At 59.8% G+C, this 21,178-nt stretch carries 17 protein-coding genes and 3 pseudogenes; 11 read left to right on the top strand and 9 right to left on the bottom strand.

The genetic code is table 11. The annotated features are described in order from the left end of the window. Nucleotides 1-73 precede the first annotated feature (73 nt). From DW49_RS0118645 to DW49_RS0118625, 5 genes and pseudogenes are all read right to left on the bottom strand, one after another. Nucleotides 74-544: pseudogene (locus tag DW49_RS0118645) on the bottom strand (hypothetical protein); the annotation flags it as partial. Between the two features lie 104 nt (nucleotides 545-648). After that, nucleotides 649-1,806, bottom strand: coding sequence for a phospholipase D-like domain-containing protein (locus DW49_RS0118640; protein ID WP_005620241.1), 1,158 nt, complete (start codon nucleotides 1,804-1,806; stop codon nucleotides 649-651). Between the two features lies 1 nt (nucleotide 1,807). Next, nucleotides 1,808-2,389, bottom strand: coding sequence for a YceI family protein (locus tag DW49_RS0118635; RefSeq protein WP_005620242.1), 582 nt, complete (start codon nucleotides 2,387-2,389; stop codon nucleotides 1,808-1,810). A gap of 80 nt (nucleotides 2,390-2,469) precedes the next feature. Next, complete coding sequence (locus DW49_RS0118630; protein ID WP_005620243.1) at nucleotides 2,470-2,808, bottom strand: hypothetical protein; 339 nt, start codon at nucleotides 2,806-2,808, stop codon at nucleotides 2,470-2,472. After that, nucleotides 2,805-3,911: a serine hydrolase domain-containing protein gene (locus DW49_RS0118625; protein WP_005620244.1), complete on the bottom strand. Its 1,107-nt coding sequence runs from the start codon at nucleotides 3,909-3,911 to the stop codon at nucleotides 2,805-2,807. Before DW49_RS0118625 ends, DW49_RS0118630 begins: the two co-directional genes overlap by 4 nt. Before the next feature lie 379 nt (nucleotides 3,912-4,290). Between DW49_RS0118625 and olsB the strand changes: the two genes are divergently transcribed. Next, complete coding sequence (gene olsB / locus DW49_RS0118620; protein WP_003380926.1) at nucleotides 4,291-5,046, top strand: L-ornithine N(alpha)-acyltransferase; 756 nt, start codon at nucleotides 4,291-4,293, stop codon at nucleotides 5,044-5,046. Then, nucleotides 5,046-5,852 (top strand): lysophospholipid acyltransferase family protein, encoded by an 807-nt coding sequence (locus tag DW49_RS0118615; RefSeq protein WP_005620245.1) that lies wholly within the window; start codon nucleotides 5,046-5,048, stop codon nucleotides 5,850-5,852. The genes olsB and DW49_RS0118615 overlap by 1 nt, the downstream gene beginning before the upstream one ends. Here the strand turns inward: DW49_RS0118615 and DW49_RS0118610 are convergent. Beyond that, a complete protein-coding gene (locus DW49_RS0118610; RefSeq protein WP_005620246.1) occupies nucleotides 5,810-6,409 on the bottom strand; it encodes an acyl carrier protein phosphodiesterase in 600 nt (199 codons plus the stop codon). The genes DW49_RS0118615 and DW49_RS0118610 overlap by 43 nt on opposite strands. Nucleotides 6,410-6,573: 164 nt before the next feature. On the opposite strand from DW49_RS0118610, the gene DW49_RS0118605 reads away from it, so the two are divergent. From DW49_RS0118605 to DW49_RS0118595, 3 genes and pseudogenes are all read left to right on the top strand, one after another. Continuing rightward, complete coding sequence (locus tag DW49_RS0118605) at nucleotides 6,574-6,888, top strand: ArsR/SmtB family transcription factor (RefSeq protein ID WP_005620248.1); 315 nt, start codon at nucleotides 6,574-6,576, stop codon at nucleotides 6,886-6,888. Nucleotides 6,889-6,920: 32 nt separating this feature from the next. Further along, nucleotides 6,921-8,097 (top strand): annotated as a pseudogene (locus tag DW49_RS01000000128555) (MFS transporter). Between the two features lie 21 nt (nucleotides 8,098-8,118). Continuing rightward, nucleotides 8,119-9,168: an alkene reductase gene (locus tag DW49_RS0118595; RefSeq protein ID WP_005620251.1), complete on the top strand. Its 1,050-nt coding sequence runs from the start codon at nucleotides 8,119-8,121 to the stop codon at nucleotides 9,166-9,168. Between the two features lie 90 nt (nucleotides 9,169-9,258). Here the strand turns inward: DW49_RS0118595 and DW49_RS0118590 are convergent, their stop codons facing one another. The 3 genes from DW49_RS0118590 to DW49_RS0118580 all read right to left on the bottom strand — a co-directional run bounded on the left by DW49_RS0118590 (nucleotide 9,259) and on the right by DW49_RS0118580 (nucleotide 12,157). Next, nucleotides 9,259-10,110, bottom strand: a complete 852-nt coding sequence (locus DW49_RS0118590) for an ATPase (RefSeq protein ID WP_024420154.1) — start codon at nucleotides 10,108-10,110, stop codon at nucleotides 9,259-9,261. Between the two features lie 83 nt (nucleotides 10,111-10,193). Then, entirely contained in the window at nucleotides 10,194-11,186 is a 993-nt protein-coding gene (locus DW49_RS0118585) for an NAD-dependent epimerase/dehydratase family protein (RefSeq protein ID WP_005620252.1), read from the bottom strand. Between the two features lie 71 nt (nucleotides 11,187-11,257). Continuing rightward, nucleotides 11,258-12,157 (bottom strand): LysR family transcriptional regulator ArgP, encoded by a 900-nt coding sequence (locus DW49_RS0118580; RefSeq protein WP_005620253.1) that lies wholly within the window; start codon nucleotides 12,155-12,157, stop codon nucleotides 11,258-11,260. A 95-nt stretch (nucleotides 12,158-12,252) separates the two neighbouring features. Between DW49_RS0118580 and DW49_RS0118575 the strand changes: the two genes are divergently transcribed. From DW49_RS0118575 to DW49_RS0118550, 6 genes and pseudogenes are all read left to right on the top strand, one after another. Further along, complete coding sequence (locus tag DW49_RS0118575; protein WP_024420155.1) at nucleotides 12,253-12,855, top strand: LysE/ArgO family amino acid transporter; 603 nt, start codon at nucleotides 12,253-12,255, stop codon at nucleotides 12,853-12,855. 192 nt (nucleotides 12,856-13,047) lie between these two features. Continuing rightward, the gene (locus DW49_RS0118570; protein ID WP_005620255.1) at nucleotides 13,048-13,629 is read left to right on the top strand and encodes a superoxide dismutase; all 582 of its coding nucleotides are present in this window, start codon (nucleotides 13,048-13,050) and stop codon (nucleotides 13,627-13,629) included. A 382-nt stretch (nucleotides 13,630-14,011) separates the two neighbouring features. Next, nucleotides 14,012-16,063 (top strand): putative bifunctional diguanylate cyclase/phosphodiesterase, encoded by a 2,052-nt coding sequence (locus DW49_RS0118565; RefSeq protein WP_005620256.1) that lies wholly within the window; start codon nucleotides 14,012-14,014, stop codon nucleotides 16,061-16,063. A 175-nt stretch (nucleotides 16,064-16,238) separates the two neighbouring features. After that, nucleotides 16,239-17,591, top strand: a complete 1,353-nt coding sequence (locus DW49_RS0118560) for an imelysin family protein (protein WP_005620257.1) — start codon at nucleotides 16,239-16,241, stop codon at nucleotides 17,589-17,591. Between the two features lie 202 nt (nucleotides 17,592-17,793). Next, nucleotides 17,794-18,678, top strand: a complete 885-nt coding sequence (locus DW49_RS0118555; RefSeq protein ID WP_005620258.1) for a DUF4123 domain-containing protein — start codon at nucleotides 17,794-17,796, stop codon at nucleotides 18,676-18,678. Then, nucleotides 18,675-21,014 (top strand): annotated as a pseudogene (locus tag DW49_RS0118550) (toxin VasX); the annotation flags it as partial. The gene DW49_RS0118555 and the pseudogene DW49_RS0118550, both read left to right, overlap by 4 nt. Between the last annotated feature and the right edge of the window lie 164 nt (nucleotides 21,015-21,178).

The raw sequence follows: 21,178 nt of genomic DNA, 5'->3' as shown, positions 1-21,178 counted from the left end.
ATCGTGATGCGTTCTTCAATGCTGAGTTCATGATATGACATAGGTTCACCGTACCGGATTGGTCAGGTGTTGCGCTCAGTTTTTGCCGCCGCCATGTAATTCGATAGCTTTTCAACGTTTCGCCCTCGGTAATGTACTGTTTGCTGAAATACCGATAAACAGCGCCCGTCACCTCTACGCCCACACCGTTGGGCGTGTCGGAAATCTTTACGTCACTCAGTTCGCTGTCCGTCAGCAGGAAGAGGCTGTCTTCGTTCAATGTCTTCAGCACTTCCGAATCGCTGCCTTCAAGGCGTTTGCTGATGTAAAACCGCAAGGTATTCAGATCTGTCGCGGGTGCCAGGTAGCGTGTGATGTAAAGCCAGTCACCCTGCGGCAGCTCACGCTTCATCACCACTTCGTCAGCGCCCGACATACTGTCCAGATAGTCGAAAAGAGTCAGCTTCAAGATCACAGTCGAGAACAGCAACCAGAAGAAAAACTTATAGTTGAATTTAAGATTAAGGCTTTCCTGCTTTGAGCTGTCATTCCTTTCGTTATCCACTTTCCGTCCTTTTCGTTGCAAACGCGTGCAATCCGGGGGGCGCGTTTCGGTGTCGATAAAAAGGAGATGCCAATGCGGGGCCATCGTCAGCCCCGCTCAACCCCTCAATTACGCTGATCCAACAAGTTAACCACCAGCCGGTCAATCCAGCCCCACAGGCGCTGTTTGACGCGCCGCCACAGGGGCCGGGCTTTCCAGTCTTCCAGGGTGATTTCGGTGCTCAGGGCGAAGTCTTTTTCGAAGCTGGCGACGACGTCGCAGGTCAGGCCCGGGTCGTGGGCTTCGAGGTTGGCTTCCAGGTTGAAGTGCAGGTTCCAGTGATCGAAGTTGCACGAGCCGATGCTTACCCAGTCGTCGATCAGGACCATTTTCAGGTGCAGAAAACACGGCTGGTATTCAAAGACCTTGACCCCGGCGCGGAGCAGGCGCGGGTAGTAGCGGTGACCGGCATAGCGCACGGACGGGTGATCGGTGCGCGGGCCGGTCAGCAGCAGGCGTACATCGACGCCACGCGCCGCCGCGCTGCGCAACGCGCGACGGACTTTCCAGGTGGGCAGAAAATACGGTGTCGCCAGCCAGATGCGCTTCTGGCCGCTGTGCAGGGTGCGCACCAGCGATTGCAGAATGTCCCGGTGCTGGCGGGAGTCGGCATACGCTACCCGCCCCAGCCCTTCACCGGCGACAGGCGCTTTGGGCAAGTGATCAAGGCCGAAATTTTGTTTCGGACGCCATGCAAAGCGCCGCGCGTTGGCGTGAAACTGACGGTCGAACAATGCTTGCCAGTCGAGCACCAGCGGCCCGGTGATTTCCACCATGACCTCGTGCCACTGGCTGACCTCCTTGTCGGGCTCCCAGAATTCGTCGGTTACGCCAGTGCCGCCAACCACGGCCAGGGCCTTGTCCACCACCAGTATCTTGCGATGGTCGCGGTAGAAATTGCGCACACCGCGCCGCCAGTGAATCGGGTTGTAGAAGCGCAGGATGACGCCAGCGTCAGTCAGTTGTTTGCGCAGCCCGGCATCAAACGCTTTCGAGCCGAAGTCGTCAAACAGGCAGCGCACGATCACGCCGCGGTTGCCCGCCTCGACCAGCGCCCGCACCACCGCATCGGCGCAGGCCCCGGCTTCGACCAAATACAGCTCCAGATCGACCTGCTGCTCTGCGCGATCGATGGCTGCAATCATGCGCGGGAAAAACGCCGGCCCATCAATCAGCAATTGAAAGCGGCTGTCTTCACGCCACGGGAAAATCGCACCGTTCATATCAGCGCGCCGTGAAGATCAGGACAGCCCCGACCGGGACCGACAGGCTGACGGCCGACAGCCCTGCTGCACTGCGCAGGGCATTGAAGTCCGGGACCATGTCGAAGTCCTGAGCATGCAGCACCAGCGGCTCCAGGGTGACCACTTGAAAGCGACGCTCATCGAGGCGCGTGGCGAGCAGTTCAGCGTTATAGCTGTGGCTCTTGCCGCGCAGGCTGACGGTCAGCGGCAAGCGCAATTCCAGCTGCGCGCCGGGCGCCAGGGCATTGATGGGTCGCATGTCGAGTTGAGCGCTGATCTGTGCGGCCGGGAACTTGCCCGCCTGAAACACTTGCTCGCGAAGGCGCTCATCACGCAGGGGGATGCCGGTGCTGACCGACTCGGTCTCGACCTCCACTTCAGCCAGCCCTTTGCCGGTGACCTTGCCGTGCAACACCAGAAAGCGATGCACCTCGGCAATATCAGCGTTTTTGGTCGACGTGAACGAGAGTCGTGACGACTCGTTATCCAGGTACCAGCTCGCATGGGCAGGTAACGCCACTGCGGCCAGCATGACCAGCAGCAGGCGATTCAGGTTGTTCATGCAAACTCCAGACGTGCGATTGGCGGCTACCTTACCGCCTGTCAGACCTCCGGCAAACCGCTATGTTCGGCCTGATTTTTTTACGGCGTTGACGGCAACAGACGGCAGCCCTGCCGCTCACCTTGCCACGACGCGCTGCTGGTCCGCCCAAGCCCACTGGCCACGACTTTTTTCTGCGCGGCGTCGTCCGTCAGGGTGCTGGGCACGTACTGTTTGGCGTAGCTGCGGCAATACGCTTCGGGGTTGTTCATCACGTACCGGCACGAGCAATACTCCTTGGCGGTGTAAGCACTGATAATGGTCGGGAACGCCTGCAGGTTCACGCGGTACTGCCAGGCAAGCACAGCGAGTGCAGCAACAATCAGCAATAGCAGGCTGCTGAACGGGCGGCGCAGAATGAAGAGTCGACGGCTGTTCATTGGCCAGCCTCCTTGCCGAATGCCGCTTGTGTCAGCTTGAGCATTTGATCGTGGTTGTAGGTACCGTCACGGTCATCGGCGTAGCGCACGATCACCAGTTTCTGGCGGGGAATGACATACAGCGCCTGCCCCCAATGCCCCAGTGCGGCAAACGTATCGGAGGGCGCATCCGGCCACGGCCCTTTGCCGCCGTCGGCGGTACGATTAAGCCACCACTGGCCGCCGGGCACTTCAACGCCCGCATCCACTTGCTCGCCTGCGAAGGGCCTGAGCACAAAATCGATCCACTCCTTATTGAGTAATTGCCGCCCCTGCCACTCCCCGCCACGCTGCATCAACAGGCCAATGCGTGCCAGATCGCGCGCGGTCATGTAGGCATAGGACGAGCCGACAAATGTGCCCACGCCATCGGTTTCCCACACCGCACTGTGAATGCCCAGTGGGTCGAACAGCGCGGTCCACGGATAATCCGGGTACGCCTGTGGCCCGACCATGTTTTTCAATGCAGCAGCCAGCACCGTGCTGTCGCCGCTGGAGTACAGGTACGCCTTGCCCGGTGGTCTGGCTGCGGCATGCTCGGCAGTAAAGCGCGCCATGTCGTTACGCCCCCGGGTATAGAGCATGGCGACGACAGAGGAGTTGAGCGGTGCGTATTCGTAATCTTCCTGCCAGTCGAGACCTGAGGCCCAGTGCATCAGATCCGTGAGGGTGATGTCGGGATGGCTCTGGAATGGCGCATAGAACTTCGCGACCGGATCACTCAGTTGAAAGCGCCCTTCTGTGAAGGCCACGCCAAGCACAGTGGCCATGATGCTTTTGCTGATTGACCAGGTCAGGTGCGGGGTCTGGGCGGTGGTCACACCGGCATAGCGCTCGTAGACCACTTCACCGTCGCGGATGACCAGCAGTGCATCGGTGCGGATGCCCTTGCGCGTGGCGTCGTCACGGGGCGGGAAGGCGTAGGCCTCGAGTTCTTCGATTGCCGCCGATCGCGGCACAGACTGAGAGGACCATTGCTCTGTCGGCCATGTTTGAGCAACGACGCCCTGGGCACTGAAACCCAGGATCAGAACCAGACACAGGCGGACAAATCTACGCAGCATGACAGGGCCTCTACAGAGTAATCCACATACCGTATCAGCGTTTCATGACAGCCAGCCATTACCTCGGGAGAGGACGCAGAGCGTCCAGAACGGCAGACCCACGCGGAGCATGGGCACGATGGTGATCCTTCGAACACCGCTCGTGCCTCACGCTCCAGCGTAGGAATGCATTTGCGTGACGCTCTGCGTCACAAATCCGCGCCGCCCTGCAACCTTCAAGGCCGGAAGCAGAGGATATGGCTGCAGCGTTGCCCGTCACATAACCATCACCAAAGCTTCACAGCCATGACACGCCATCTCCCTAGCCTGCAACTACGGCAAAGCGCCTGGACAAATCAGTCAACCAGCCACACCTGCAGGCTGGCTCATGGAGATTCGTATGACCCAGATCGCCCGCATTCGTGACAACACTTCTGAACGTCGTCTTCAGGCCGAACGCCTGACTGGAGCGCGCGCCCTGCAGGAAGCACAGGCCTTGCGTTTCAGTGTGTTCAGCGAAGAGTTCAACGCCCGCCTCAAGGGTGCTGAACAAGGCCTGGATATCGACGACTACGATATCCACTGCTCGCACATCGGGGTTCGCGACCTGAACACCGGGCGTCTGGTGGCCACTACCCGATTGCTCGACCATAAGGCAGCCAACACGCTTGGCAGCTTTTACAGCGAAGAAGAGTTCAGCCTGCACGGCCTGGCGCATCTGCAAGGCCCGATTCTGGAGCTGGGCCGTACCTGCGTCGACCCGGCCTACCGCAACGGCGGCACCATCGCGGTGTTGTGGAGCGAACTGGCCGAAGTGCTCAACGAAGGCGGTTACAGCTACCTGATGGGCTGCGCGAGCATCCCGATGCAGGACGGTGGCATTCAGGCCCACGCGATCATGCAGCGTCTGCGCGAACGCTACCTGTGCAACGAACACCTGCGCGCCGAGCCGAAGAACCCGCTGCCAACGCTCGACATCCCGAGCAACGTGATCTGCGAGATGCCGCCGCTACTCAAGGCCTACATGCGCCTGGGTGCCAAGATTTGCGGCGAGCCGTGCTGGGACGAGGATTTTCAGGTCGCCGACGTGTTCATTCTGCTCAAGCGCGACGACTTGTGCCCGCGCTACGCCCGCCACTTCAAGGCGGCAGTGTAATGAGCCGGTTACGCGGTTATGCCCGCGTGGTCCGTGTGCTTCTGGTGGTGGCGCTCGGGCTGACGATAGCCGGGACGTTCGCGATTCTGGAACGCACCAGAATCGGCGGCTCGATGGAACGCAGGCAGCGCTGGAGCCGCTGGTTCATGGCGCGCTTGACCAATGCCCTGCCGTTTCGCGTGACCGTGACTGGCGAACTGCCCAGCCAGCCGATGCTGTGGGTCAGCAACCATGTGTCATGGACCGACATCGCCTTGCTGGGCATGCTCGCGCCGCTGTCGTTTCTGTCCAAAGCCGAGGTACGGACCTGGCCGGTGGCCGGCTGGCTGGCCTTGAAAGCCGGCACGCTGTTCATTCGTCGTGGGTCGGGCGACAGCCGTCTGATTCAGAAGCAGATGTGCAATCACCTGCAACAAGGCAACGCACTGCTGATCTTCCCGGAGGGCACCACCACCGACGGCAAAAGCCTGCGCACCTTCCACGGTCGCCTGCTGTCCAGCGCCATCGAAGCGGGTGTGCCGATCCAGCCGGTCGCCATCGGCTATTCGCGTGATGGCAAGCCGGACCCGATTGCTCCGTTCATTGGTGACGATGATCTGCTGTCGCACCTGCGTCGGCTGTTCGCCAACGAGCAAAGCGAGGTGCACATTCATTTACTGACGTCGATCCCGACGGCGGATCAGGAACGCGCTGCCCTGGCCTTCAAGGCCCAGCAGGCCGTGCAAATGGCGTTGTTTGGTGAACCCGCAATCAGCAAGCCGGTTCAACCGACTGAAGTGGTCTCGCGCCCGGCCAGAGCGGCCTGAGCGAACGCCTCCAGTTGCGGATAGAACTCGGCGAAATCCGCACTCAAGGGCTGGTACAGCGCCTGCAATTCCTGCATGCCGCCCGCCAGCCCTTCGGGTCGTGACAGACGTCGGGATATCCCGTTCAGCACCTGCTCAAGCACCGCAAAATCCCGATACGAACCCAGCCAGTCCTGAGCTGCCATACGCGGTGCGATCAGCGCCAGGCGCTCGGGCAATTGCGGTTCGGCAGCCAGCGTGCCATAGACCTTGCGGGTGAACGCATCCAGCGGCATGTCCGCGTAACGGTGCCAGTCACGCGCCAGGCAATGGTCGAAAAACACATCGAGCATGATGCCTGCGTACCGACGCCGCTGAGCCGGGAAACGAGCAATCGATGCCTTGATCAGCGGATGATTGTCAGTGAAGGAATCGATGCGCCGATGCAGGCGAATGGCGGCTTCAAGCTCCGCAGGAAAACGCCCCGGCAATGGACCTTTGACGAAGTCGCCATACAGGCTGCCGAGCAGTTGCGCGGGCCGATGCCCGCCTAGATGAAGATGCGCCAGATAGTTCATGGTGCCAAGCCTACGCCGCTTTCGGGGTGCCGGTCCATATATCGATATAACCCGATATAACGATTTGTCTGCTGCTAAGCACAAAATCATATTTGTATATCGCGAAATACAGATATAAGGTTCGCCCTATCGCGATATATCGCTACACCGCCTGTGAGAACGACATGCAGATCGACCTCGACGACATAATAAAAGCCCTGGCCCATCCGGTCCGCCGAGAAATCCTGAGCTGGCTGAAGGACCCGCGCACGACTTTTCCTGCGCAGGAACACTCGATCGAACACGGCGTCTGCGCCGGCCAGATCGATCAGCGTGCAGGATTGTCCCAATCCACCGTGTCGGCCCACCTGGCGACGCTGCAACGCGCCGGCCTGATCAGCAGTAAGAAAGTTGGCCAATGGCACTTCTTCAGACGCAACGAAGAAGTCATCGAAGCGTTCGTGCAGGCGCTGATCAAAGAGCTGAACAACCCGACCTGATTTTTCACCTTTTGCTTTCCCGGAGATGCCCCGTGCCCCTTTCGCTACTCATTCTGGCCCTGAGCGCCTTCGCAATCGGCACCACTGAATTCGTCATCATGGGCCTGTTGCCTGACGTTGCCGCCGACCTCGGTGTTTCCATCCCCGGCGCTGGCTGGCTGGTGACCGGCTACGCGCTCGGCGTGGCGGTCGGCGCACCGTTCATGGCCATGGCCACCGCCAAACTGCCGCGCAAAGCCGCGCAAAGCCGCGCTGGTCACGCTGATGGGAATTTTCATCATCGGCAACCTGCTCTGCGCGCTGGCCAGTGACTACAACGTGCTGATGTTCGCCCGCGTAGTGACTGCCCTGTGCCACGGCGCGTTCTTCAGCATCGGTTCGGTCGTGGCGGCAGGCCTGGTGCCTGCCAACCGTCGCGCATCGGCGGTGGCCTTGATGTTCACCGGGCTAACCCTGGCCAACGTGCTGGGCGTGCCATTGGGTACCGCCCTGGGTCAATACGCAGGCTGGCGCTCGACCTTCTGGGCAGTCACTGTCATCGGCGTTATTGCGCTGATCGGCCTGATTCGCTACCTGCCGACCAACCGCAACGAAGAAAAGCTCGACATGCGTGCCGAACTGGCCGCACTCAAAGGTGCCGGTATCTGGCTGTCGCTGACCATGACCGCGCTGTTTTCAGCCTCCATGTTCACTCTGTTTACCTACATCGCCCCGCTGCTCGGCGAGGTGACCGGCGTATCGCCCCAAGGCGTGACCTGGACCCTACTGCTGATCGGCCTGGGCCTGACCGCCGGTAACGTGATCGGCGGCAAGATGGCTGACCGCCGTGTGTCGACGACGCTGATTGCCGTGTTCGTGTCGATGGCGGTTATCTCGACCGTGCTGAGCTGGACCAGCGCCGCGCTGATCCCGACTGAAATCACCCTATTCCTCTGGGCCGTCGCAGCCTTCGCCGCAGTCCCTGCGCTGCAGATCAACGTGGTGACCTTCGGCAAGGCCGCACCCAACCTGGTTTCAACCTTGAACATCGGCGCCTTCAACGTCGGCAATGCGCTGGGCGCATGGGTCGGCGGCAGCGTTATCGCCCACGGCCTTGGCCTGACCAGCGTGCCACTGGCCGCCGCCGTGCTGGCCGTGCTCGCGCTGCTGATCACGCTGATTACTTTTCGCCAGACCGGCAACCCCGATCTGGCACCGGCTACACACTGATCAATCACGAGGATTCGACACATGACGACTATCTTTGACCCGATCACCCTTGGCGATCTGCAACTGCCCAACCGTATCATCCTGGCCCCGCTGACCCGTTGCCGCGCCGACGAAGGCCGCGTGCCCAATGCATTGATGTCCGAGTATTACGTGCAGCGTGCTTCTGCAGGCCTGATCCTGACTGAAGCCACGTCGGTCACGCCGATGGGCGTGGGTTACCCGGACACGCCCGGCATATGGTCCAACGATCAGGTGCGTGGCTGGAGCAACATCACCCAGGCCGTGCATAACGCTGGCGGGCGTATCGTGCTGCAGTTGTGGCACGTGGGTCGTATTTCCCACCCTTCATACCTGAACGGCGAGACACCGGTCGCGCCGAGTGCCATTGCTGCCGAAGGCCATGTCAGCCTGATGCGTCCGATCACCCCGCTGCCAACGCCACGTGCGCTGGAACTGGCTGAAATCGGTGACATCGTCGAGGCCTATCGAGTCGGTGCAGAAAACGCCAAGGCAGCAGGCTTTGACGGCGTGGAAGTTCACGGCGCAAACGGCTATCTGCTTGAACAGTTCCTGCTGACCGGCTCCAACCAGCGCACAGACCAGTACGGTGGGTCGTTGGAAAATCGTGCTCGCCTGCTGCTGGAAGTGACCGACGCTGTGATTGATGTCTGGGGCGCTGGCCGTGTAGGCGTGCACCTCTCGCCGCGCTTCGACATGCACGACATGAGCGATGAAAACCGTGCTGAAACTTTCAGCTACGTTGCCAAAGAGCTCGGCAAGCGCGGTATTGCGTTCATCTGCGCCCGCGAGCGTGATGCTGAAGACAGCCTCGGCCCACAGTTGAAGAAGGATTTCGGCGGCGTTTACATCGCCAACGAGAAATTCACCAAGGACAGCGCCAACGCCTGGCTGGCTGAAGGCAAGGCCGATGCGTTCGCGTTTGGTGTGCCGTACATCGCCAACCCGGACCTGCCTGAGCGTCTGGCCAGCGATGCGCCGCTCAACGAAGCGCAGCCGGAAACGTTCTATGGCAAAGGGCCGGTCGGCTACATCGACTACCCACGATTGTAATACGCCGCTGCAACGAAAAAAACCCTGACGCGCGAGCATCAGGTTTTTTTATTGTCCGCATGTAATACCGCCACAGCGCGGCGGCAAGCTTCAACGGCGTGCGTTGAGCTGCTGCGACAGGTTTTGAATCTGGCTGGTGAGGGTATTGATGTTGCGCGTTACCTGAGCACGAAACGCATCGAACTCGGCGGTGTTGCCACCTGCCGACGGCGCAGGACGGTTTTCCTGCTCGCTTTTGAGCACCATCAAATCCTGCTCCAGGCGCTCGACGGCGGCCGACGGGTTACCCTGCTTTTTCAGCGTCGCGACATCGGCTGCCACGCTTTTGATCTGCGCATCCAGTTTGCCCTGATCGGCCTGTGCGTTTTTCACATCGGGCAATGCGGCTTTCAGCGTGGCCAGGTCAGCGACGACGCTTTTGAGCTGCTCCTGCAATTGCGCATTTTCACTCTGTTGCTGGGCGGTCTGCGCGGCCATTTGCTCCAGGCGCTTGTCGAGGCTGCCCTGCTGACCTTCAACGCCTTCGCGTTGTTTATCCTGGTCTTCCAGTTGCGCTTCGAGCAGCTTGATACGTTGCTTGAGCGCCTCGCCATCACTGGACAGGGATTCGTTGGCGACCACCTTGCCGGAGATATCCTGCAAGCGCCCCGCCGCTTCTTCACTGATGCGCGCAAAGCTCTCCTGCGTGGCGACCAGTTGCTGCTCCATCAGCGAGACCTGCTGAAAACTCCACCAGCCCAGACCGCAGAAGGCAATAAACAATGCGCCGACCAACGCCCACAACGGCCCGGTACTCGGCCCCCTGACCTTGACCACAGGCGTGGTGCGCGAATAGACCGTGGTGCGCTCGCGTGCGCCGTTGCCTGGCGCGAAGTCGTCATCGTCGTCCTTGGCACTAAGGCTTGGGACGTCATCGACGTCATCGTACGGATCGTTACGCATGAATAACCCTTCTGGAAGCTGTAAGACCAAAGTGGGCAGTATAACAACAGCGCCTGATCAATCTCACTGCGCCACTACCGTATTCAGATTGCGTGCTGTGCCTGCCACCAGCCACAGAATTCATCCAGCGCCGTCCAAAGGCTGACCTGTGGCTGATAATCCAGATAATGCCTGGCACGGCTGATATCAAGCGTGAAGTCCTTGTTCATGACCTGCATGCCCAATCGTGACAAGGTAGGTTCAGGTCGGCCAGGCCACAGCATACAGGCACCTTCGTTGATCGCCGCCGCGCTGTAGGCCAGCCCGTAGGAACGATAACGGGTGACCTGCGGCAAGTGCATCTGCCGCATCACATAGTTGATCGCGTCCCATAACGGGACCGGCGTGCCGTTGCTGATGTTGTAGGCCTTGCCCAAGGCCGAACCGGTTGCCAGCAAACTGCTCAACAGCGCTTCGTTGAGGTTTTGCATGCTGGTGAAATCCACCACATTCAGGCCGTTGCCGACGATGGACAGGCGCTTTTTGCGCTGCATGTGCAACAGCCACGGGAAAATGCTGTTATCACCTGCCCCCGTCACGAAGCGTGGCCGCAGGACAATCACCTCCAGCCCGAACTCCTCGGCACCGAACACTTTCTGTTCGGCCAGGTACTTGGTGGCCGCATAGTGATGATGAAAGCGCTTGGGCACCTGCTCTTCCTTGATGCCCAAGTGCGAGCGGCCATCAAAATAGATCGAGGGTGACGAAAGATGGACCAGCCTGCGTACTCGTTGTTTCAGGCAGCCCTCGACGATGTTTTCCGTGAGCTGCACGTTGCCCTGCATGAAATCCTGTCGACGTCCCCAGAACCCGACCGAGCCCGCGCAATGCACCACGGCCTCCACGTCATCGCATAACGCCCGAACCAGATAAGGGTCTGCGAGGTCGCCCTGAATGAATTCGGCACCGCGCCTGACCAGATGCTCGACACCTTCGGCACGACGGCCATTGATCCGCACGCTCATGCCCTGCTCCAGGGCGAAACGCGCAAAGCGTCCGCCGATGAAGCCGCTTGCGCCGGTGACCAGAATCTTCATTTACCGCTCCGTTAACGCGTCTGCTGACAGGAGAAAACCCTGCCGCATTGATTACATATGATCGTTGACGATCACTCTTCACTCAACGGCACCAGCCAGCGGGCCGAGTGTTGCGCAAGATGCTCGGTCAGTTGCGTCAGCAATTGGCCGCCGTTGCGCCAATGATGCCAGTAGAGCGGCACATCAATGCAGCGATCGGCCAGCAACTCGCGCAATGAGCCGCTGCCCAGCTGCCCGCGCACTTGCAGCTCGGGCACCAGCCCCCAGCCCATCCCGGCTTCGATCATACGGATGAAACCTTCGGACGACGGGCACAGATGATGCTCGAAACCCTCCTGAACCCCAAGCGACGCCAGATAGCGATGCTGCAGAAAATCGTCCGGCCCGTACACCAGCGCTGCGCACCTGAGCAGTTTCTCGGGGCTGACGCCTTCCGGAAAATGCCGCTTGATAAATGCTGGACTTGCCACCGCACGATAGCGCATGGCGCCCAGCAACTGGCTACGCGCCCCGGCCACCGGCCGCTCGCTGCCACACAGGCAGGCCGCCACTTCGCCGGCACGCATGCGCTTGAGCCCGACGTCCTGATCTTCGACCACCAGATCCAGCAGCAGACGGTGCCGGGTACAGAAGTCGCCGATGGCCGGTGCCCACCAGGTTGCCAGGCTGTCGGCATTCAAGGCGATCCGCAGACGCTCGGGCATCCCCTCTTCGTCAAGCGCCGGCACCTGACTTTGCAGGTCACGCTCCAGCAAGCGCACCTGCTGCACATGGTTGAGCAGACGCCTGCCGATGTCGGTCGGAACAGGCGGTGTGGCGCGCACCAGTACCGGCTGACCGATGCGGGCCTCGAGCAATTTGATGCGCTGCGAGATGGCTGACTGCGACAGCCCGAGCACCTGAGCCGCGCGCTCGAACCCGGCCTGCTCGATCACGGCCGCCAGTGCCGATAACAATTTGTAGTCGAACATCAGTTTTCCTAATGAGCGATGATGATTATTGGTTTTCCTTATAGCGCTCAACGCAGGAAAATCGCCACCTGAATCTGCTTAATGGAAACGTCTTTATGTGGCAAAGCTACTTCAACGGCCTGCTGATCGCCGCAGGCCTGATCATGGCTATCGGTACTCAAAATGCTTTCGTGCTGGCTCAGGGGCTGCGCCGTGAACATCATGTGCCCGTCGCGATGCTGTGCGTTGTCTGCGACGCAATTCTGGTGGCAGCTGGTGTTTTCGGCCTGGCCAATGTGCTGGCACAGAACCCGACCTTGCTGGCGGTGGCGCGCTGGGGCGGTGTTATTTTCCTGACCTGGTACGGCCTGCAGGCAGTGCGGCGCGCCGGCTCACGGCAAAGTCTGGAGCGCAGCGCAGCGGTGGGCACACGGTCACGCCGTACGGTGCTGCTCAGTGCGCTGGCCGTTACCTTGCTCAACCCGCATGTCTATCTGGACACTGTGCTGCTGATCGGTTCGCTCGGGGCGCAACAAAGCGTGCCGGGTGCCTACGTAGCCGGTGCTGCCAGCGCTTCGCTGCTGTGGTTCTCGGCTCTCGCCATCGGCGCGGCATGGCTCGCCCCCTGGCTGGCACGCCCCGCTACATGGCGCATGCTCGACGTAATGGTCGCGGTAATGATGTTCAGCGTAGCGTTCCAGTTGATCCGTTCAGCCTGAAAGGTTTCATGACCGTCGGGTCAATCGCGCTGGAACCTCTATCCCACACAGTTGTTGCGTGGTTAAGGCGCAGACCCGGTGCTATGATCCGGGGTCTGCGCCGCAAAAGAGTAAAACTCCCGGTGCATGCTGTATCTGGCCGCCCGTGATCGGCCGTGCGATTACCGCAATTGACCTGAAAGGAGATAAACCATGGCTTTTGAATTGCCACCACTGCCCTACGCCAAAGACGCTCTGGTGCCGCACATTTCTGCGGAGACTCTGGAATATCACCACGACAAGCACCACAACACCTACGTCGTGAACCTGAACAACCTGGTGCCTGGCACCGAGTTCGAAGGCAAGACCCTGGAAGAGATCATCAAGACTTCTTCGGGCGGTATCTTCAACAACGCCGCTCAGGTCTGGAACCACACGTTCTACTGGAACTGCCTGGCGCCTAACGCTGGCGGCGAGCCTACCAGCGCTCTGGCCGAGGCAATCAACACTGCATTCGGTTCCTTCGACAAGTTCAAGGAAGAGTTCAGCAAGACCTCCATCGGCACCTTCGGCTCCGGCTGGGGCTGGCTGGTGAAGAAAGCAGACGGCTCCCTGGCACTGGCCAGCACCATTGGTGCCGGCAACCCGCTGACCAGCGGCGACACGCCGTTGCTGACCTGCGATGTCTGGGAACACGCCTACTACATCGACTACCGCAACCTGCGTCCGAAGTACGTAGAAGCGTTCTGGAACCTGGTGAACTGGGACTTCGTGGCCAAGCAATACGCAGCCTGAGTCGAGCATCACTGAAAAACCCGGCCTTGCGCCGGGTTTTTTTATGCCTTTCAAGCACGCTGCCGGGCACTTCCCGAGCCGTGAACAGCGACGAACGTCGAGTGGCCAACCACGCGAATGACAAATGTTTTCGCCTGCCGCTCGTACATTGTGTATTGTCAGAAAACGCTAGCTGGCTCATTTAACGATGTAAATTCTTTACAGTGTTCTGCTCAAGTTACGTGCATAGCCACCCGACATACCTGAGTGGCTTGGCCCGGTGGGTGCAAGGAACGCAAAGATCAGCCTGGTGTGCCAGTTCTGACTCGGTCATGAAAGGCGCATCCGGTTTTTCCGGGGTCATGAGGCTATACGCCCTGCGACACGAACTAAGGAACGGCCATTGAAGCTGGAACTCAAGAACAGCCTGTCGGTAAAGTTGCTGCGCGTCGTACTGCTTTCAGCGCTTCTGGTAGGCGTTGTGCTGAGCTGTGCGCAAATCGTCTTTGACGCCTACAAGACCCGTCATGCCGTGGAAACCGATGCCGAACGCATTCTCGGCATGTTCCGCGACCCTTCGACCCAGGCCGTCTACAGCCTGGACCGCGAGATGGGCATGCAGGTCATCGAAGGTCTGTTTCAGGACGATGCGGTGCGCATGGCCTCGATCGGGCACCCCAATGAAACCCTGCTTGCCGAAAAAGACCGCCCACTGAAGGCCTCTTCCAGCCGCTGGCTAACCGACCTCATCCTTGGCCAGGAGCGCAGCTTCACCACTCAACTGGTGGGCCGCAGCCCTTACAGCGAGTATTACGGCGACCTGCGCATCACGCTGGACACCGCCAACTATGGCGAAGGTTTTCTGGTCAACGCCGGCATCATTTTCATTGCTGGCGTGCTGCGCGCACTGGCGATGGGGCTGGTGCTGTACCTGGTCTATCACTGGCTGTTGACCAAGCCGCTGTCGAAAATCATCGAACACCTTATTGCGATCAATCCGGACCGCCCCAGCGAACACCAGTTGCCGCTGCTCAAGGGCCATGAGAAAAACGAACTGGGCATCTGGGTCAACACCGCCAATCAGCTGCTGGCCTCTATCGAACGCCACACGTACCTGCGCCACGAAGCCGAAAACAATCTGCAGCGCATGGCGCAGTACGACTTTCTGACCGGCCTGCCCAACCGGCTGCAATTGCAGACCGGGCTGGACAGGATTCTGGAGAACGCCGGACGTCAGCAACACAGGGTCGCGATTCTTTGCGTGGGCCTGGACGACTTCAAGGGCATCAACGAGCAGTTCAGCTACCAGGCCGGCGACCAACTGCTGCTGGCACTGGCAGACCGGCTGCGCGCTCACAGCGGGCGCCTCGGTGCACTGGCGCGATTGGGTGGCGATCAGTTTGCATTGGTGCAGGCCAGCATCGAGCAGCCGTATGAGGCGGCCGAACTGGCGCAGAAGATCCTCGACGAGCTGGAAGCCCCGTTTTCTGTGGACGATCAGCAGATCCGTCTGCGCGCGACCATCGGTATCACCCTGTTCCCCGAAGACGGCGATAGCACCGAAAAGCTGCTGCAGAAAGCCGAACAGACCATGACGCTGGCCAAAGCCCGCTCGCGCAACAGGTATCAGTTCTACATCGCCAGCGTCGACAGCGAAATGCGCCGCCGCCGTGAACTTGAAAAAGACCTGCGCGAAGCCCTGCCGCGCAATCAGTTGTACCTGGTCTATCAGCCGCAAATCAGCTACCGCGATCATCGCGTGGTCGGCGTGGAGGCATTGATACGCTGGCAGCATCCGGAGCATGGCCTGGTGCCGCCAGACGTGTTCATCCCGCTGGCCGAGAAAAACGGCAGCATCATTGCCATCGGCGAATGGGTGCTTGATCAGGCCTGCCGCCAGTTGCGGGAATGGCTCGATCAGGGTTTCACCGACTTGCGTATGGCGGTCAACCTGTCGACCGTGCAACTGCACCATGCAGAGCTCCCGCGCGTGGTGAACAACCTGCTACAGATCTATCGCCTGCCGCCCCGCAGCCTGGAACTGGAAGTGACCGAAACCGGCCTGATGGAAGACATCAACACCGCTGCCCAACACCTGCTGAGCCTGCGGCGCTCCGGCGCATTGATCGCCATTGATGACTTCGGCACTGGCTATTCCTCGCTGAGCTACCTGAAAAGCCTGCCGCTGGACAAGATCAAGATCGACAAGAGCTTCGTTCAGGACCTGATTGACGACGACGATGACGCCACCATTGTGCGGGCAATCATCCAGCTGGGTAAAAGCCTGGGCATGCAAGTCATTGCCGAGGGCGTGGAAACGGTCGAGCAGGAAGCCTACGTCGTGGCAGAGGGCTGCCATGAAGGCCAGGGCTATCTGTACAGCAAGCCGCTGCCGGGCCGGGAACTGCTGACGTATTTGAAGCAAGGCCGGCAAAGCAACACGGCGAGCCTCTGAACACCCGGCAGGGCTCGTCTTTCAAGCCGTCTTGAAACCGACTGTTACACCTGCCGGATGCCTGATCGCGACGACAAAGGCGTTTTGCCTTTACATCGAATGCAAATCTTTCGCATCATGTCGCAGATTTTATGGGCGCACGCCGCCATCACCTTTATCGATGCAGGATTCCGTCATGATTCGTATGCCTCTGGCAACCGCCAGTCTGTTGGCCATCGCTATCTCTCTCGCCGGTTGCGGCGAAGGCAAGGACAAGGCTGCCGCGCCAGCACCTGCTGCTGCCCCGGCCGCTCCTGCTGCGGCGCCTGCGGCACCCGCGCCGGCCGCGGCTGCCCAGACCGACGACGCGGCTGCCAAGGCTGTCGTCGCCAACTACGCCAACATGGTGTCGGCGGTATTCGACGATGCCGAAGGCGCTGCGAAAAAACTGAGCACTGCCGTCGACGCGTTTCTGGCCAAGCCCAATGACGAAACCCTGAAAGCTGCTCGTGATGCGTGGGTCGCTGCGCGCGTGCCTTACATGCAGAGCGAAGTCTTCCGCTTCGGCAACACCATCATCGACGACTGGGAAGGACAGGTTAACGCCTGGCCCCTGGACGAAGGCCTGATCGACTATGTAGCCAAGGACTACCAGCACGCGCTGGGCAACCCGGGCGCTACCGCCAACATCATCGCCAACACCGAGATTCAGGTGGGCGAAGACAAGGTCGACGTCAAGGAAATCACCTCCGAGAAACTCGCCAGCCTGAACGAGCTGGGGGGTTCGGAAGCCAACGTTGCCACCGGCTACCACGCCATCGAATTCCTGCTCTGGGGCCAGGACCTGAACGGCACCGGCCCTGGCGCCGGCGCGCGCCCGGCCAGCGACTACCTCGAAGGCACCGGCGCAACCGGCGGCCATAACGATCGCCGCCGCGCCTACCTCAAGGCCGTCACTGACCTGCTGGTCAGCGACCTGGAAGAAATGGCCGGCAACTGGAAAGCCGGTGTGGCCGATAACTACCGTGCAACCCTGGAAGCCGAGTCCGGCGAAAGCGGCCTGCGCAAGATGCTCTTCGGCATGGGCAGCCTGTCGCTGGGTGAACTGGCAGGCGAGCGCATGAAAGTCGCACTGGAAGCCAACTCCAGCGAAGACGAGCACGACTGCTTCAGCGACAACACGCACAACTCGCACTTCTACAACGGCAAAGGCATCCGCAACGTTTACCTGGGCGAATACACCCGCACTGACGGCAGCAAAGTCAGCGGCCCAAGCCTCTCGTCCCTGGTCGCCAAAGTAGACCCGGCCACCGACGCCACACTGCGCGCCGATCTGGACGATACCCAGGCCAAGTTGCAGGCCATCGTTGATCACGCCAACAAGGGCGAGCACTTTGACCAGTTGATTGCCGCAGGTAACACTGCCGGCAATCAAGTGGTACGTGACGCCATCGCTGCACTGGTCAAACAGACCGGCGCTATCGAGCAGGCCGCTGGCAAGCTCGGCATCACCGACCTGAACCCGGACAACGCTGATCACGAGTTCTGATAGAACCTGTTTGCGGCTGTAACAATGAATGCCGGTCAGTTCGCTGACCGGCATTTTTTATGCCTGACCACTCTGAATTAGAGGCCCGTCCTACGATATTTCAGCACGCTGCGTAGGGCCTTTCCTAAACTCACTTTCGTGTATTGAACGTCTTTCCAACACCGTCGATTATCCGCGCCCCTTGCCCCGACACAGCGCGCTCATGTCAGAATTCGAATCAGGCCCACGCGACCTGCCATGGTCCAAACGTGCTTATCTGCTGCTCAACGCCATCAATCTCCCGCAGCTAAGAAGCAAGATTTTTGAGTGGAACCCTGACCCGGTCTACACAATGCTGTTCCTGCAGACCCGCTTCAGCGGGTTGCTGGAATGCTCACCCGCACTGATTCAAATCAACGCCCCGCACGACCCTGCATTCATCCAGTTCCTGGCGCACACCCGCGACGAATGGGGGCTTTTATTATTCAGCGACGCCGACCACAAAACGGTAGCCGATCATCTGCGCTGGCTTGTTTTTGTCGATCAGCCGGGGGGCAAGCCCTGCCATCTGAACCTCTCGGATCCGCCCGTCGCCAATGCGCTGTTCGGCCTTCATCCCGCGCACAACGACAATCGGCTTTTTGGCCCTGTCGACAGTGTTTATGCAGCAGACGTTGTCACCGAACGCTGGATACATCACGAGCGCCACGGCATGCCTGTCGCTCACGACGCACAAAGCCTTTATCACCTGAGCAGCCAGCAAGTCGATGCACTGGATGACGTCGCCTTTCGCCTGATCGTCATCAGCCTCGACCAGCACCTGCGCACGTTTTCGCCCAGCGTGCTGACCGGCGACTCCTTGAAGTCGCGCTATAGGGGTGCCCATGGACTGGCCATCACGGCCTACGAAGCAGGCTTCAACAGCGAGGCGGATATTTTCCACTACGCCAACGTCAGCTGTTTTCTGGCCACTCAGCCCGACGAAGCACATCCCGACATCAGGCAACTGATCAGCGACAAGTCGTCGCTAACCCCCTCCCAGCGCATCCGACAGGCTAACTGGCTAGTGGTAGAGCGCAGTCGCACACAGACCGGAACCCAAGCATGACCCGCAAAACCCTATCGCCTGTGGACAAAGCCTTCTGGGAATCCAGGGCCAGAAGCCACGTCGATGCGCGCAACAGCCTGAGCACCTGCCCGCTGATGGGCGACAAAGTCCAGTTGTTACCACTGCGATACGGCCGTGTGGAACGGCTTCACAACCTGCCGGATACATCGGGCTATAAAGACCTGAAACGACCGCTCGGCTTGCGTCTTGTGCGTGACGGCTATCTGTATGTGATTGATGAAAGCAGCGGCTACCTGCATGAGTATCGCCTTGAAAACGGAGTGCCGACCAAACTGCTCTGGCAGGACCGCGAAGTCGCTCAGGATGTCAGGCAGACCGCAGTAGGCGAACAGACCCTGATATTCCCCCGCGACAGCACGCTGCATGTTGCGTATGCCGAACTGCAATGGACCGCCGCCAAGTGCGCCCATGTACTGGGCAGTGCAGCGGACCGTTTCTACTTCATGCAGACAGTGGAACTGGCGCAAGCCGATTGTGAGCAAGGCGGCGTCCACCTTCGCGTTGAACAGCAAGTCAGGGAGCAGCTTGCTGAACTCGCCGAGTTGCCAGCACAACAATGCACTACGCCCGATATGCCTGAAGGGGAACGTCAGGACTACGTCTGGGAGCACCAGCCGCTGTTTCGCGAAGCGCATATCGGGGAGTTGAAAAACGCCCTCAACCCGTTCTACGAACTGAACCACCTGTATCTGCTGCTCGACGACAGCATCGGCCTGTTACGTGACCTCGCACAGGAGCAGGACGAGGTGGTGGGCTGGCTCAACGAGTGGCGGGAACGCAACGACAATGAAATGCGTTACATCACCGCCAGCTATATCGACACACTGATGAGCGCTGGCGACAACAGTGCCCGGCAGACAAACCCTGACTCGGCACTATTGAAAGACACGACGCCCGAACAGCGTGGCCGCATTTACGACTACATCAATGCGCGTAATAACTGGCGTCGGGAACACAACAAGGGGCCTGTACCGTCAACCACCTCGGCGGGGCAATATTCCGCTTTACGAGGTAGCGCCTACGACGAGCGCCCGCAGGTGCGATTTGCCAGGCTGGACATGGACGGCAAGTACTCGCAAATGGTGCTCGCCCTTGGCAAACCGCGCCACGAAGCACTGAAAGACGATATCGACGCGCTGGAAGAGAACAGCCAAGGCATCCTGAATGGCGTCGGACTTGGCTCGCGGGGTATTTACGATCTCGTTCGCCACGAAGAAATGCAAGCCTACCTGACTCAGGAACGTTCACACCTCAAGCGCTGGACCCAACGCCTGGACGATATCACCCACGATCGCGTGCGCCTGTTCACTCAGGGAGAACTCTACCGAAGTGCGTGGTACTTCGATCCCGACCATGCCGACCAGTTGAAAAGCGCCCTGACCATGGAGCTCAACTGCACCCGCGACCTGTGCCGCACCGAAGAGAGCCTGCAGAAGGTCGGCGATTATTTTCACGATAATCCTCACTACATTCTGCCGGTGTTCTACGGGCGTCTGGACATGGACTTCTTACGCGCCAAGTCCGGCAGCCTGCTCAAGTGGCTGGATGATATTCACAACTTCAGCGACGGACTGGCCGATGCGCAACGGCGCATCGCCGATATCAGCCACATCATGGGCAACCACTGGACCCACAGTCTGAACCTGGACCCAGCCGCCCTACCGCTGCATCAGGCCGTCAATGCCAGTTATATCCCGGCCGTGGCCCTGAACCTGGAGCGTTGGCTGATTGCAATGCAAAAGCAGTTGAACAGCCCGCAACTGCGCCAACACCTGGATAATTTCAGCCGGGCAAGCAATCGCGCACAACGACTGGGCATGCTGGTGGCGCTGCAACAGGAAGCCGTCACCCTGAGAGTTGCAGACGCAGCCGACGTGCAAAAGTTTCGCGACAACTTCGTGCGCTTGAACCAACTGCTGGCCACCGAAGACGATCTCATCAGGGCGCGCAACCGTCTCACCAAACTCATCAACCGCCGCACACTGACAGCGGATCAACACCAGGACTTGCTGTACGAGCGGCAATACACCAACCAGCGGCTACTCCAGACCCACAACACACGCGACGCCCTGCGCCGTGACCTGGAAAAAGCCATTGTCCCGACCGGCAATCCAGTCAATGGCGCGATTGGCGTGCGGCTGGATGTCACTGATCCGCAAATGCGGGCGCTCGACGATGAAATCGAAAAGTTAAGGGCTGGTGCGTTTGGCGGGTATGCGACTCAGGGAGCGGCTGCGGCGGCGTTGAAGGGTAGTTTCTTTCCGTTGCTGGCGGTGTGTTTGCAGTTGGGGAATCTGGGGGAGGCTTGGGGGATATTAGGGCAACCGGGGGATATATCTGCGAAAAACAAGGCTTTAGGGAACCTCCGAACAAGTCTCAAATATGCGAAAATCGCCTGACCACCTGATCCGAGCCGCCCATGAGCCAAATGAGCTTTTCCGACGTTGAGTACGCAGGCAAACGCAAGCAAACCCGCCGC

It is taken from the genome of Pseudomonas avellanae BPIC 631 (genome assembly GCF_000444135.1).
GTDB lineage: Bacteria > Pseudomonadota > Gammaproteobacteria > Pseudomonadales > Pseudomonadaceae > Aquipseudomonas > Aquipseudomonas avellanae.
The sequence above is the reverse complement of the archived record's forward strand: the minus strand, read 5'-3'. Positions and strand labels throughout refer to the sequence as shown.

Bases quoted from the DNA above. Each gene is read 5' to 3' on its own strand.
- DW49_RS0118595 (WP_005620251.1), top strand. From the start codon at position 8,119: ATGACGACTATCTTTGACCCGATCACCCTTGGCGATCTGCAACTGCCC.
- olsB (WP_003380926.1), top strand. From the start codon at position 4,291: ATGACCCAGATCGCCCGCATTCGTGACAACACTTCTGAACGTCGTCTT.
- DW49_RS0118555 (WP_005620258.1), top strand. From the start codon at position 17,794: ATGTCAGAATTCGAATCAGGCCCACGCGACCTGCCATGGTCCAAACGT.
- DW49_RS0118560 (WP_005620257.1), top strand. From the start codon at position 16,239: ATGATTCGTATGCCTCTGGCAACCGCCAGTCTGTTGGCCATCGCTATC.
- DW49_RS0118635 (WP_005620242.1), bottom strand. From the start codon at position 2,389: ATGAACAACCTGAATCGCCTGCTGCTGGTCATGCTGGCCGCAGTGGCG.
- DW49_RS0118590 (WP_024420154.1), bottom strand. From the start codon at position 10,110: ATGCGTAACGATCCGTACGATGACGTCGATGACGTCCCAAGCCTTAGT.
- DW49_RS0118570 (WP_005620255.1), top strand. From the start codon at position 13,048: ATGGCTTTTGAATTGCCACCACTGCCCTACGCCAAAGACGCTCTGGTG.
- DW49_RS0118575 (WP_024420155.1), top strand. From the start codon at position 12,253: ATGTGGCAAAGCTACTTCAACGGCCTGCTGATCGCCGCAGGCCTGATC.
- DW49_RS0118610 (WP_005620246.1), bottom strand. From the start codon at position 6,409: ATGAACTATCTGGCGCATCTTCATCTAGGCGGGCATCGGCCCGCGCAA.
- DW49_RS0118605 (WP_005620248.1), top strand. From the start codon at position 6,574: ATGCAGATCGACCTCGACGACATAATAAAAGCCCTGGCCCATCCGGTC.
- DW49_RS0118630 (WP_005620243.1), bottom strand. From the start codon at position 2,808: ATGAACAGCCGTCGACTCTTCATTCTGCGCCGCCCGTTCAGCAGCCTG.
- DW49_RS0118640 (WP_005620241.1), bottom strand. From the start codon at position 1,806: ATGAACGGTGCGATTTTCCCGTGGCGTGAAGACAGCCGCTTTCAATTG.
- DW49_RS0118625 (WP_005620244.1), bottom strand. From the start codon at position 3,911: ATGCTGCGTAGATTTGTCCGCCTGTGTCTGGTTCTGATCCTGGGTTTC.
- DW49_RS0118585 (WP_005620252.1), bottom strand. From the start codon at position 11,186: ATGAAGATTCTGGTCACCGGCGCAAGCGGCTTCATCGGCGGACGCTTT.
- DW49_RS0118580 (WP_005620253.1), bottom strand. From the start codon at position 12,157: ATGTTCGACTACAAATTGTTATCGGCACTGGCGGCCGTGATCGAGCAG.
- DW49_RS0118615 (WP_005620245.1), top strand. From the start codon at position 5,046: ATGAGCCGGTTACGCGGTTATGCCCGCGTGGTCCGTGTGCTTCTGGTG.